This window comes from Klebsiella pneumoniae subsp. pneumoniae HS11286, assembly GCF_000240185.1.
Taxonomy (GTDB): Bacteria; Pseudomonadota; Gammaproteobacteria; order Enterobacterales; family Enterobacteriaceae; genus Klebsiella; species Klebsiella pneumoniae.
In genome coordinates, this window is sequence record NC_016845.1 from 1,001,149 (window position 1) to 1,013,783 (window position 12,635).

Genomic DNA, 12,635 nt, shown 5'->3' on the forward strand with positions numbered 1-12,635 from the left:
GCGGCACTAGTCTTTTTCAGGAGCAAACCGGTGGCAAAGTCAGTACCCGCAATTTTTCTCGACCGTGACGGCACTATTAATGTCGATCATGGCTACGTCCACGAAATCGACAATTTTGAATTTATCGATGGCGTCATTGACGCGATGCGCGAACTAAAAGAGATGGGCTACGCGCTGGTGCTGGTCACTAACCAGTCCGGTATTGCCCGCGGTAAATTTACCGAAGCCCAGTTTGAAACGCTGACCGAATGGATGGACTGGTCTCTGGCAGACCGCGGCGTCGACCTCGACGGTATCTACTATTGCCCGCATCACCCGCAGGGTGCGGTTGAGGAGTACCGCCAGACCTGTGATTGTCGTAAACCGCATCCGGGGATGCTGATTTCCGCCCGCGACTATCTGCATATCGATATGGCTGCTTCTTATATGGTAGGGGACAAACTGGAAGATATGCAGGCGGCAGCGGCTGCGGATGTCGGGACTAAAGTACTGGTGCGCACCGGTAAGCCCCTGACTGAAGAAGCGGAAAAAGCGGCGGATTGGGTGCTAAATAGCCTGGCAGAGCTGCCGGCGGCGATTAAAAAGCAGCAAAAATAAGCGTTGCGTTTAAAAGATGAGCGGTTGAAATAAAATTGTATTTTTCCGCTTGTCATTCCCGGAGAGCTCCCTATAATGCGCCTCCATCGACACGGCAGATGTGAATCACTTCACACAAACAGCCGGTTCGGTTGCAGAGAAAAATCCTGAAAAACGGGTTGACTCTGAAAGAGGAAAGCGTAATATACGCCACCTCGCGACAGAGCGCTAAAGCGCGTCGCAACTGCTCTTTAACAATTTATCAGACAATCTGTGTGGGCACTCAAAGTGACATGGATTCTTAACGTCCTAGGACGAAAAATGAATACCAAGTCTCAAGAGTGAACACGTAATTCATTACGAAGTTTAATTCTTTGAGCATCAAACTTAAATTGAAGAGTTTGATCATGGCTCAGATTGAACGCTGGCGGCAGGCCTAACACATGCAAGTCGAGCGGTAGCACAGAGAGCTTGCTCTCGGGTGACGAGCGGCGGACGGGTGAGTAATGTCTGGGAAACTGCCTGATGGAGGGGGATAACTACTGGAAACGGTAGCTAATACCGCATAACGTCGCAAGACCAAAGTGGGGGACCTTCGGGCCTCATGCCATCAGATGTGCCCAGATGGGATTAGCTAGTAGGTGGGGTAACGGCTCACCTAGGCGACGATCCCTAGCTGGTCTGAGAGGATGACCAGCCACACTGGAACTGAGACACGGTCCAGACTCCTACGGGAGGCAGCAGTGGGGAATATTGCACAATGGGCGCAAGCCTGATGCAGCCATGCCGCGTGTGTGAAGAAGGCCTTCGGGTTGTAAAGCACTTTCAGCGGGGAGGAAGGCGTAAGGTTAATAACCTCTCGATTGACGTTACCCGCAGAAGAAGCACCGGCTAACTCCGTGCCAGCAGCCGCGGTAATACGGAGGGTGCAAGCGTTAATCGGAATTACTGGGCGTAAAGCGCACGCAGGCGGTCTGTCAAGTCGGATGTGAAATCCCCGGGCTCAACCTGGGAACTGCATTCGAAACTGGCAGGCTAGAGTCTTGTAGAGGGGGGTAGAATTCCAGGTGTAGCGGTGAAATGCGTAGAGATCTGGAGGAATACCGGTGGCGAAGGCGGCCCCCTGGACAAAGACTGACGCTCAGGTGCGAAAGCGTGGGGAGCAAACAGGATTAGATACCCTGGTAGTCCACGCCGTAAACGATGTCGATTTGGAGGTTGTGCCCTTGAGGCGTGGCTTCCGGAGCTAACGCGTTAAATCGACCGCCTGGGGAGTACGGCCGCAAGGTTAAAACTCAAATGAATTGACGGGGGCCCGCACAAGCGGTGGAGCATGTGGTTTAATTCGATGCAACGCGAAGAACCTTACCTGGTCTTGACATCCACAGAACTTTCCAGAGATGGATTGGTGCCTTCGGGAACTGTGAGACAGGTGCTGCATGGCTGTCGTCAGCTCGTGTTGTGAAATGTTGGGTTAAGTCCCGCAACGAGCGCAACCCTTATCCTTTGTTGCCAGCGGTCCGGCCGGGAACTCAAAGGAGACTGCCAGTGATAAACTGGAGGAAGGTGGGGATGACGTCAAGTCATCATGGCCCTTACGACCAGGGCTACACACGTGCTACAATGGCATATACAAAGAGAAGCGACCTCGCGAGAGCAAGCGGACCTCATAAAGTATGTCGTAGTCCGGATTGGAGTCTGCAACTCGACTCCATGAAGTCGGAATCGCTAGTAATCGTAGATCAGAATGCTACGGTGAATACGTTCCCGGGCCTTGTACACACCGCCCGTCACACCATGGGAGTGGGTTGCAAAAGAAGTAGGTAGCTTAACCTTCGGGAGGGCGCTTACCACTTTGTGATTCATGACTGGGGTGAAGTCGTAACAAGGTAACCGTAGGGGAACCTGCGGTTGGATCACCTCCTTACCTTAAAGAACCTGCCTTTGTAGTGCTCACACAGATTGTCTGATGAAAAACAGCAGTAAAAACCTCTACAGGCTTGTAGCTCAGGTGGTTAGAGCGCACCCCTGATAAGGGTGAGGTCGGTGGTTCAAGTCCACTCAGGCCTACCAAATTTGCGAAGCAAATTTGAAGAGGTTGCAAACGATGGGGCTATAGCTCAGCTGGGAGAGCGCCTGCTTTGCACGCAGGAGGTCTGCGGTTCGATCCCGCATAGCTCCACCATCTTTACTGCGAACACAAGAAAACTTCAGAGTGAACCTGAAAAGGTGCACTGCGAAGTTTTGCTCTTTAAAAATCTGGATCAAGCTGAAAATTGAAACGACACACAGTTAATGTGTGTTCGAGTCTCTCAAATTTTCGCAATCAGAAGTGAAACATCTTCGGGTTGTGAGGTTAAGCGACTAAGCGTACACGGTGGATGCCCTGGCAGTCAGAGGCGATGAAGGACGTGCTAATCTGCGAAAAGCGTCGGTAAGGTGATATGAACCGTTACAGCCGGCGATGTCCGAATGGGGAAACCCAGTGCAATTCGTTGCACTATCGTTAACTGAATACATAGGTTAACGAGGCGAACCGGGGGAACTGAAACATCTAAGTACCCCGAGGAAAAGAAATCAACCGAGATTCCCCCAGTAGCGGCGAGCGAACGGGGAGCAGCCCAGAGTCTGAATCAGCTTGTGTGTTAGTGGAACGGTCTGGAAAGTCCGACGGTACAGGGTGATAGTCCCGTACACCAAAATGCACAGGCTGTGAACTCGAAGAGTAGGGCGGGACACGTGGTATCCTGTCTGAATATGGGGGGACCATCCTCCAAGGCTAAATACTCCTGACTGACCGATAGTGAACCAGTACCGTGAGGGAAAGGCGAAAAGAACCCCGGCGAGGGGAGTGAAAAAGAACCTGAAACCGTGTACGTACAAGCAGTGGGAGCACCTTCGGGTGTGACTGCGTACCTTTTGTATAATGGGTCAGCGACTTATATTCTGTAGCAAGGTTAACCGTATAGGGGAGCCGCAGGGAAACCGAGTCTTAACTGGGCGTTAAGTTGCAGGGTATAGACCCGAAACCCGGTGATCTAGCCATGGGCAGGTTGAAGGTTGGGTAACACTAACTGGAGGACCGAACCGACTAATGTTGAAAAATTAGCGGATGACTTGTGGCTGGGGGTGAAAGGCCAATCAAACCGGGAGATAGCTGGTTCTCCCCGAAAGCTATTTAGGTAGCGCCTCGTGAACTCATCTTCGGGGGTAGAGCACTGTTTCGGCTAGGGGGTCATCCCGACTTACCAACCCGATGCAAACTACGAATACCGAAGAATGTTATCACGGGAGACACACGGCGGGTGCTAACGTCCGTCGTGAAGAGGGAAACAACCCAGACCGCCAGCTAAGGTCCCAAAGTCATGGTTAAGTGGGAAACGATGTGGGAAGGCACAGACAGCCAGGATGTTGGCTTAGAAGCAGCCATCATTTAAAGAAAGCGTAATAGCTCACTGGTCGAGTCGGCCTGCGCGGAAGATGTAACGGGGCTAAACCATGCACCGAAGCTGCGGCAGCGACACTATGTGTTGTTGGGTAGGGGAGCGTTCTGTAAGCCTGCGAAGGTGTGCTGTGAGGCATGCTGGAGGTATCAGAAGTGCGAATGCTGACATAAGTAACGATAAAGCGGGTGAAAAGCCCGCTCGCCGGAAGACCAAGGGTTCCTGTCCAACGTTAATCGGGGCAGGGTGAGTCGACCCCTAAGGCGAGGCCGAAAGGCGTAGTCGATGGGAAACAGGTTAATATTCCTGTACTTGGTGTTACTGCGAAGGGGGGACGGAGAAGGCTATGTTAGCCGGGCGACGGTTGTCCCGGTTTAAGCATGTAGGCTGATTGTCCAGGCAAATCCGGATAATCAAGGCTGAGGTGTGATGACGAGGCACTACGGTGCTGAAGTAACAAATGCCCTGCTTCCAGGAAAAGCCTCTAAGCATCAGGTAACATCAAATCGTACCCCAAACCGACACAGGTGGTCAGGTAGAGAATACCAAGGCGCTTGAGAGAACTCGGGTGAAGGAACTAGGCAAAATGGTGCCGTAACTTCGGGAGAAGGCACGCTGGTGTGTAGGTGAAGTCCCTGCGGATGGAGCTGAGACCAGTCGAAGATACCAGCTGGCTGCAACTGTTTATTAAAAACACAGCACTGTGCAAACACGAAAGTGGACGTATACGGTGTGACGCCTGCCCGGTGCCGGAAGGTTAATTGATGGGGTTATCCGTAAGGAGAAGCTCTTGATCGAAGCCCCGGTAAACGGCGGCCGTAACTATAACGGTCCTAAGGTAGCGAAATTCCTTGTCGGGTAAGTTCCGACCTGCACGAATGGCGTAATGATGGCCAGGCTGTCTCCACCCGAGACTCAGTGAAATTGAACTCGCTGTGAAGATGCAGTGTACCCGCGGCAAGACGGAAAGACCCCGTGAACCTTTACTATAGCTTGACACTGAACATTGAGCCTTGATGTGTAGGATAGGTGGGAGGCTTTGAAGCGTGGACGCCAGTCTGCGTGGAGCCAACCTTGAAATACCACCCTTTAATGTTTGATGTTCTAACGTTGGCCCCTGACCGGGGTTGCGGACAGTGTCTGGTGGGTAGTTTGACTGGGGCGGTCTCCTCCCAAAGCGTAACGGAGGAGCACGAAGGTTAGCTAATCCTGGTCGGACATCAGGAGGTTAGTGCAATGGCATAAGCTAGCTTGACTGCGAGCGTGACGGCGCGAGCAGGTGCGAAAGCAGGTCATAGTGATCCGGTGGTTCTGAATGGAAGGGCCATCGCTCAACGGATAAAAGGTACTCCGGGGATAACAGGCTGATACCGCCCAAGAGTTCATATCGACGGCGGTGTTTGGCACCTCGATGTCGGCTCATCACATCCTGGGGCTGAAGTAGGTCCCAAGGGTATGGCTGTTCGCCATTTAAAGTGGTACGCGAGCTGGGTTTAGAACGTCGTGAGACAGTTCGGTCCCTATCTGCCGTGGGCGCTGGAGAATTGAGGGGGGCTGCTCCTAGTACGAGAGGACCGGAGTGGACGCATCACTGGTGTTCGGGTTGTCATGCCAATGGCACTGCCCGGTAGCTAAATGCGGAAGAGATAAGTGCTGAAAGCATCTAAGCACGAAACTTGCCCCGAGATGAGTTCTCCCTGAGACTATAAGTCTCCTGAAGGAACGTTAAGACGATGACGTTGATAGGCCGGGTGTGTAAGCGCAGCGATGCGTTGAGCTAACCGGTACTAATGAACCGTGAGGCTTAACCTTACAACGCCGAAGATGTTTTGGCGGATTTGAGAGAATTTTCAGCTCTGATACAGATTAATCGATACGTTGGTGAAACGTGTTGATAAAACAGAATTTGCCTGGCGGCACTAGCGCGGTGGTCCCACCTGACCCCATGCCGAACTCAGAAGTGAAACGCCGTAGCGCCGATGGTAGTGTGGGGTCTCCCCATGTGAGAGTAGGGAACTGCCAGGCATCAAATTGCAGTAAGCCGGGGTGACAACCGGTGGTAATAAAGCGAAGAAATTCGGTGGAGCGGTAGTTCAGTCGGTTAGAATACCTGCCTGTCACGCAGGGGGTCGCGGGTTCGAGTCCCGTCCGTTCCGCCACTTATTAAGAGCCCTGAGCATTTGCTCAGGGCTTTTTTGTTTGATCTGTTCTCTATTATTGCTAATTCAGCAAAAATCCTCTGCATTAATCGCTCTTTTTCCCCTCCACACCATCAGCCATAATTTCATCCGTTAACCGAAATGAATAAATAACGAGGAAAATCATGGCAATCCCTGCATTTGGTCTTGGCACCTTCCGTCTGAAAGATGATGTTGTTATCGCATCCGTAAAAACCGCGCTGGAGCTGGGCTATCGTGCTATCGACACCGCGCAAATCTATGACAACGAAGCCGCGGTGGGTCAGGCTATCGCCGAAAGCGGCGTGCCGCGTGATGAGCTGTTCATCACTACCAAAATCTGGATCGAGAACCTGAGCAAAGACAAACTCATCGCCAGCCTGCAAGAAAGTCTGCAGAAGCTGCGCACGGACTATGTTGACCTGACGCTCATCCACTGGCCGGCACCGAACGATGCGGTTGCCGTTGAAGAGTTTATGGCAGCCTTGATGGAAGCGAAGAAGCTGGGTCTGACCCGTCAGATTGGTATCTCCAACTTCACTATTCCACTGATGGAGCGCGCGATTGCCGCCGTTGGCGCTGAAAACATTGCGACCAACCAGATTGAACTCTCGCCGTATCTGCAAAACCGTAAAGTCGTCGACTGGGCACGTGAGCACGGCATCCACATCACCTCTTACATGACGCTGGCTTATGGTAAGGCGCTGAAAGATGAAGTGATTGCCCGTATCGCGGCGAAACATAATGCGACTCCGGCGCAGGTTATCCTGGCATGGGCGATGGGCGAGGGGTACGCGGTGATCCCGTCCTCGACGAAGCGTGATAACCTGGCCAGCAACCTGAAGGCGCTGGATCTGCAGTTGGATGATGAAGATCGACAGGCGATCGCTGCGCTGGATTGCAACGATCGGCTGGTGAGCCCGGAAGGTCTGGCGCCGCAGTGGGATTAATCACTCGCTACCGGTATGCCGTTCGCCTTGCAGACCGAGATGGTATTACGACAGCTCCTTCGGGAGCTGTTTTACGTGGTCGCTCAGAAAATCAATAAATGCCCTGATGCGAGTGCTGACCGCCCGGTCGCTGTAATAGACGGCACTGAAAGGCATTTCCACCGGTAAGCGCTTATCCGCCAGTAGCTCGACAAACTCTCCGCTGGCAATCTCTTTATCCACCATGTAATCCGACAGGCAGGCAATACCGTTGCCGGTCAGGCACAGCTGCTTGAGCGTTTCGCCGCTATTGGATGACACCGCCGCTTCGATCTCTAACAGCTGGCCATCGCAACAGGAGACCGGCCAGGTATTCAGCGATACCGGCTCGGTGAAGCCGAGGCAGTGATGCTGTTTCAGATCGGATGGATGCTGCGGCATACCGTAGCGCGCGACATAGTCGGGCGAGGCGACGATCTTACGATAGCTGGTAAACAGCGGTCGGGCGCGCAGGCTGGAATCCGTTAAGGTCCCGGCCCGAATGGCCACATCCACTTTCCGTTCAATCAGATTGATAAACGTCTCAGACGAGACGAGCGACAGCGTCATTTCCGGGTAGCGCTCGCGAAATGGCTTCACCAGCGGCATGAGAAAATGCAGCATCACCGGCGTCGCGGCATCTACCCGCAGCAGGCCCCGCGGCGTCGTGCGCGTCTCCAGCAGATCGTTCTCTGCCGCCGCCATTTCCTGCAAGACCACCTGCATACGGCGAAAATAGCGCTCGCCTTCTTCTGTCAGGCTGAGCTGGCGGGTGGTCCGATTGAGCAGGCTTACGCCTAGCTTTGATTCCAGCTTTTTGACCGCCCGGCTGACGGCGGAGTTGGCCTGTCCGAGCTGCTCGGCCGCCCGGCTGAAACTCCCGCTTTCCACCACCGCCACAAAGATGGCGATCTCCTCTGATGTGGCTCTCATTATTGCACCTATAGCAAAATTCTATTGATACTTTGATAGTTTTTGTTATTTATACAACCCTTCATACTACGTGTCATCTTAATCCTGATGCTACGGAGTAAATTATGCCACTGGCGCTATTTGCCTTAACCATCGGTGCCTTCGCAATTGGCACCACTGAATTTGTGATTGTCGGCCTGGTCCCGACCATTGCTCAGCAACTCTCTATCTCCCTGCCTTCGGCGGGACTGCTGGTCTCTATCTACGCGCTGGGCGTGGCGATCGGCGCCCCGGTACTGACGGCGTTGACCGGGCGTATGCCGCGTAAACAGCTGCTGCTGGCGTTGATGGTCCTGTTTACGGCGGGTAATGTGCTGGCCTGGCAGGCCCCGGGCTATGAAACGCTGATCCTGGCGCGACTGCTGACCGGCCTGGCACACGGCGTGTTCTTCTCTATTGGCTCGACAATTGCTACCAGCCTGGTGGCAAAAGAGAAAGCGGCCTCGGCCATTGCCATTATGTTCGGCGGCCTGACGGTCGCGCTGGTAACCGGGGTACCGTTCGGGACTTTCATCGGCCAGCATTTTGGCTGGCGGGAAACCTTCCTCGCGGTATCGATTCTGGGCGTCATTGCCCTTATCAGCAGCCTGATTCTGGTACCGAATAATATTCCGGGCCGCGCCAGCGCCAGCCTGCGCGATCAGATGAAAGTATTAACTCATCCTCGCCTGCTGATGATCTACACCATTACCGCGCTGGGCTACGGCGGCGTGTTTACCGCCTTTACCTTCCTTGCGCCGATGATGCAGGAGCTGGCCGGTTTCAGTCCGTCAGCGGTGAGCTGGATCCTGCTGGGCTATGGTGTCTCGGTGGCTATAGGTAACGTGTGGGGCGGCAAACTGGCCGATAAGCATGGCGCCGTCTCCGCGCTGAAGTTTATCTTCGCCGCGCTGGTGGTGCTGCTGCTGGTCTTCCAGTTGACCGCCAGCGTTCACTATGCCGCGCTGGCAACGGTACTGGTGATGGGCATCTTCGCCTTCGGCAACGTGCCGGGTTTGCAGGTGTATGTGGTGCAAAAAGCAGAGCAGTACACGCCTGGCGCCGTCGACGTCGCTTCCGGCCTGAATATTGCCGCCTTTAACGTCGGCATTGCTCTGGGGTCCATCGTCGGCGGACAGACGGTCGAGCGGTACGGTCTGGCGCAGACGCCGTGGATTGGCGCGATGATTGTGCTGGTCGCTTTGCTGTTGGTGGTCCTGAGCGGACGTTTAGATAAATTGCCACGCCGTTCGGCAGCGCTTTCTCCCGAAGGCTAAGGGTTTCTCGCAATTTGCATTGAAAGTGTATGGGAAAATCCCTATAACAGAATAACCAGTCGTCGTCGGGCTGGTTTCTGTTATCGAGGATTAATGCCCAAATTGCGAAAGAACACCTACGCCATGCGCTATGTCGCCGGACAACCTGCGGAGAGAATATTGCCTCCGGGGGCGTTTGCGGGCGTAAGTCCGGTTTATCCCGCCGGCACGCCGTTAAGCAGCGATGAGAAGATCCGCGTGCTGGTATGGAATATCTTCAAGCAGCAGCGCGCAGAGTGGCAGTCGGTCCTCAAAAATTTCGGCAAAGATGCGCATTTGGTCCTGTTGCAGGAGGCGCAAACCACCCCAGAACTGGTCCGGTTCGCGACTTCAAACTATCTGGCCGCCGATCAGGTGCCGGCGCTGGTATTGCCGCAGCATCCTTCCGGCGTAATGACGCTGGCCTCCGCGCACCCCATCTATTGCTGTCCGCTGCGCGAGCGCGAGCCTATTTTGCGATTGCCGAAATCGGCGTTAGTGACCGTTTATCCGCTGCCGGATGCGCGGTTGTTGATGGTAGTCAATATCCATGCCGTCAACTTTAGCCTTGGCGTCGACGTCTACAGCAAACAGCTGCTGCCAATTGGCGATCAGATCGCCCATCACAGCGGGCCGGTGATCATGGCCGGCGACTTCAATGCCTGGAGCCGGCCGCGGATGAATGCGCTGTACCGCTTTGCGCGTGAGATGTCGTTACGCGAAGTTCGTTTCTCAGACGATCAGCGCCGCCGCGCGTTTGGTCGTCCCCTCGATTTTGTGTTCTACCGTGGGTTAAGCGTGCACGATGCTTCCGTGCTGGTGACCCGCGCCTCCGACCACAACCCGCTACTAGTCGAATTCAGTCCCGGCAAGCCTGATTAATTTAAGGTTGGTCAGGCCTGCCATGGGGCAGGCCTGCGCATGCATGGTGCTGCCTTTTATTACTCAAAAAAAACCGTAAGGACAAGACAACATGACAACACGCTCTCACCATGACAACGTCGAAAAGCAGTTCGGCTCCCAGGCCAGCGCCTATCTGACCAGCGCCGTACACGCCTCTGGTCGCGATCTGCAGCGGCTGGCGGAACGGCTGGCTGATTTTCCTCAGGCGAAAGTGCTGGATATGGGCTGCGGGGCAGGGCACGCCAGCTTTACCGCGGCGGGACAGGTTGCCGAGGTGACCGCCTATGATTTATCGAGCCAGATGCTGGAGGTCGTTGCCGCCGCGGCAAAGGAGAAAGGTTTTAGCAATATCGTGACCCAGCAGGGGTACGCCGAAACGCTGCCGTTCGCTGATGCCAGCTTTGATGTGGTGATTAGCCGCTACTCTGCTCACCACTGGCATGACGTTGGCCAGGCGCTGCGTGAGGTGAAACGTGTTCTCAAGCCGGGCGGGGTGATTATCGTGATGGACGTGATGTCGCCGGGTCATCCGGTACGTGATGTCTGGCTGCAGACGGTGGAAGCCCTGCGCGACACCTCGCATGTGCGTAATTATTCCAGCGGCGAGTGGTTGACGCTGGCGACTGAAGCGGGGCTGGTGGTTAACCAGTTGTTGACCGATCGCCTGCCGCTGGAGTTCAGTTCATGGGTGGCGCGGATGCGCACTCCTGAGCCGCTGGTGGAGGCGATTCGCTTATATCAGCAGAGCGCTTCGGCGGAGGTCAAAGCGTACTTCGAGTTACAGGAGGACGGATCGTTTACCAGCGATACCATTCTGTTCGAAGCGCATAAAGCGGTTTAATTTAGGCAATAAAAAAGGCACCGGGGAAGTCGGTGCCTTTTTGTCGAACCAGAGGTATCAGGACTCTGGTCGATCGCTGTTTTTCACAAACAACGTTAGCTGATCGCCAGGGCGCAGGTTGTCGGTATCGCTGTTCCAGCGCATCACGTCGCGAATATTAACGCCGTGACGTTTGGCGATGCTCGACAGCGAATCGCCTTTACGAACGCGATAGGTGATGCTATCGCTGTTGTTCGCCAGACGCTGGGCGCTGCTGCCTGCGCCAATAACCAGATTCTGCCCAACCTTTAATCCAGAGCCGCGCAGGTTATTCCACTGCTGCAGATCGCGGGTCGTCACACCAAGACGGGAAGCTATCCCGGAAATGGTGTCGCCAGAACGCACCTTATAGCTACGGCTGGTCAGCGGCGTATTGTCCGCGAGCTGCGTCGGCTGCACGGCGGCAATGTCGCCAGAGGCCAGCGATTCACGCAGCTGTGCGGCGTGCTTCTGCGGCACCATGACGTACTTTGGCCCGCTCGCGCCCAGCGTTGACCCTTTTACGCCCGCATTGAACGTCTTCAGCTTGCTGACCGGCATACCGGCCATGTCCGCGAGCTGAGAAATATCAACCGGACTGTCGAGGCGAACGCGCGCCAGCGCACGGCTTTCATCAGCCGTAGGCAGCTTTACGCCGTAACGTTTGCTGTTTTTGAGAATGTCGCTCAATGCCAGCATTTTCGGGACGTAGATTTTCGTTTCATGCGGCAGAGACAGCGACCAGAAATCGGTGGGTTTGCCACGCGAACGGTTCGCTTTTACTGCCTTCATGACCCGGCCTTCGCCGCTGTTATAGGCTGCGACCGTTAACAACCAGTCGCCGTCGAACATTTTGTTCAGACGTTGCATCATGTCCAGCGCCGCGGTAGTAGACGCGACGACATCACGACGCGCATCGTAACTGCGGGTCTGTTTTAAACCATAATTGCGCCCTGTGCTCGGAATGATCTGCCAAATGCCTGCGGCATTGGCGCCAGACGTCGCGTGTGGGTCAAAAGCGCTCTCCACTATGGGTAGTAATACCAGTTCCATTGGCATGTTACGTTTCTTAACCTGCCCGGCTATCCAGTACATATACGGCTCTGCCCGTAAAGTTACATCGTGGAGATAGCTCTTATTTCTTAAGTACTTCTGTTTCTGTTCGCGAATCCGGGGATTATCCGGTATTCCCATCTTTAGCTCGTCGCCTATGGAAGTCCACAGATCCTGGTCTTGCGCGTAGAAGGTTCCATCATCTAACCAGCGCGCTTGACTTGTGAACTTGCCTGCTTCCCCTTGACCAGCCGCAGAAAGGCTCTGTGCTCGCTGTTCGACGGTGCCATCGTGCTTAGACGCCTGGCACCCCACCAGCAGGACAGAGGCGAGTAATATCGCTCGTGCCTTCATGTGTGTGTCAATAGTTGCTTAAAAGACGACCAAGGATAACGGCGAAGTTGGCCGAT

The 12,635-nt window shown here is 54.5% G+C and carries 7 protein-coding genes, 3 tRNA genes and 3 rRNA genes; 11 read left to right on the forward strand and 2 right to left on the reverse strand.

The annotated features are described in order from the left end of the window. The first annotated feature begins 30 nt into the window (after nt 1–30). The 8 genes from KPHS_09470 to KPHS_09480 all read left to right on the forward strand — a co-directional run bounded on the left by KPHS_09470 (nt 31) and on the right by KPHS_09480 (nt 7,146). On the forward strand, nt 31–597 hold the full coding sequence (locus tag KPHS_09470; protein ID YP_005225247.1) for a D,D-heptose 1,7-bisphosphate phosphatase: 567 nt from the start codon (nt 31–33) through the stop codon (nt 595–597). 375 nt (nt 598–972) lie between these two features. Continuing rightward, a 16S ribosomal RNA gene (locus tag KPHS_r00180) occupies nt 973–2,498 on the forward strand. A gap of 74 nt (nt 2,499–2,572) precedes the next feature. Continuing rightward, a tRNA-Ile gene (locus KPHS_t00220) sits at nt 2,573–2,649 on the forward strand. A 36-nt stretch (nt 2,650–2,685) separates the two neighbouring features. Beyond that, nucleotides 2,686–2,761 (forward strand) — tRNA-Ala (locus KPHS_t00230). A gap of 171 nt (nt 2,762–2,932) precedes the next feature. Continuing rightward, a 23S ribosomal RNA gene (locus KPHS_r00100) occupies nt 2,933–5,831 on the forward strand. A 99-nt stretch (nt 5,832–5,930) separates the two neighbouring features. Then, nucleotides 5,931–6,045 (forward strand): 5S ribosomal RNA (locus tag KPHS_r00010). The 16S, 23S and 5S rRNA genes sit together here with 3 tRNA genes alongside, the layout of an rRNA operon. 56 nt (nt 6,046–6,101) lie before the next feature. Continuing rightward, nucleotides 6,102–6,178, forward strand: a tRNA-Asp gene (locus KPHS_t00240). A gap of 164 nt (nt 6,179–6,342) precedes the next feature. Beyond that, nucleotides 6,343–7,146, forward strand: a complete 804-nt coding sequence (locus KPHS_09480) for a 2,5-diketo-D-gluconate reductase B (RefSeq protein ID YP_005225248.1) — start codon at nt 6,343–6,345, stop codon at nt 7,144–7,146. A gap of 45 nt (nt 7,147–7,191) precedes the next feature. On the opposite strand, the gene KPHS_09490 is transcribed toward KPHS_09480, so the two are convergent. Then, nucleotides 7,192–8,097, reverse strand: coding sequence for a LysR family transcriptional regulator (locus tag KPHS_09490; protein YP_005225249.1), 906 nt, complete (start codon nt 8,095–8,097; stop codon nt 7,192–7,194). A gap of 104 nt (nt 8,098–8,201) precedes the next feature. Between KPHS_09490 and KPHS_09500 the strand changes: the two genes are divergently transcribed. The 3 genes from KPHS_09500 to KPHS_09520 all read left to right on the forward strand — a co-directional run bounded on the left by KPHS_09500 (nt 8,202) and on the right by KPHS_09520 (nt 11,154). Beyond that, nucleotides 8,202–9,392, forward strand: coding sequence for a putative drug efflux protein (locus tag KPHS_09500; RefSeq protein ID YP_005225250.1), 1,191 nt, complete (start codon nt 8,202–8,204; stop codon nt 9,390–9,392). A gap of 102 nt (nt 9,393–9,494) precedes the next feature. Then, nucleotides 9,495–10,292 (forward strand): endonuclease/exonuclease/phosphatase, encoded by a 798-nt coding sequence (locus KPHS_09510; RefSeq protein YP_005225251.1) that lies wholly within the window; start codon nt 9,495–9,497, stop codon nt 10,290–10,292. A 91-nt stretch (nt 10,293–10,383) separates the two neighbouring features. After that, nucleotides 10,384–11,154 (forward strand): UbiE/COQ5 family methyltransferase, encoded by a 771-nt coding sequence (locus KPHS_09520; RefSeq protein ID YP_005225252.1) that lies wholly within the window; start codon nt 10,384–10,386, stop codon nt 11,152–11,154. Between the two features lie 57 nt (nt 11,155–11,211). On the opposite strand, the gene KPHS_09530 is transcribed toward KPHS_09520, so the two are convergent. Continuing rightward, nucleotides 11,212–12,267 (reverse strand): membrane-bound lytic murein transglycosylase D, encoded by a 1,056-nt coding sequence (locus KPHS_09530; protein YP_005225253.1) that lies wholly within the window; start codon nt 12,265–12,267, stop codon nt 11,212–11,214. Nucleotides 12,268–12,635 lie beyond the last annotated feature (368 nt).

Bases quoted from the DNA above. Each gene is read 5' to 3' on its own strand.
- KPHS_09480 (YP_005225248.1), top strand. From the start codon at position 6,343: ATGGCAATCCCTGCATTTGGTCTTGGCACCTTCCGTCTGAAAGATGAT.
- KPHS_09490 (YP_005225249.1), bottom strand. From the start codon at position 8,097: ATGAGAGCCACATCAGAGGAGATCGCCATCTTTGTGGCGGTGGTGGAA.
- KPHS_09500 (YP_005225250.1), top strand. From the start codon at position 8,202: ATGCCACTGGCGCTATTTGCCTTAACCATCGGTGCCTTCGCAATTGGC.
- KPHS_09520 (YP_005225252.1), top strand. From the start codon at position 10,384: ATGACAACACGCTCTCACCATGACAACGTCGAAAAGCAGTTCGGCTCC.
- KPHS_09530 (YP_005225253.1), bottom strand. From the start codon at position 12,267: ATGTACTGGATAGCCGGGCAGGTTAAGAAACGTAACATGCCAATGGAA.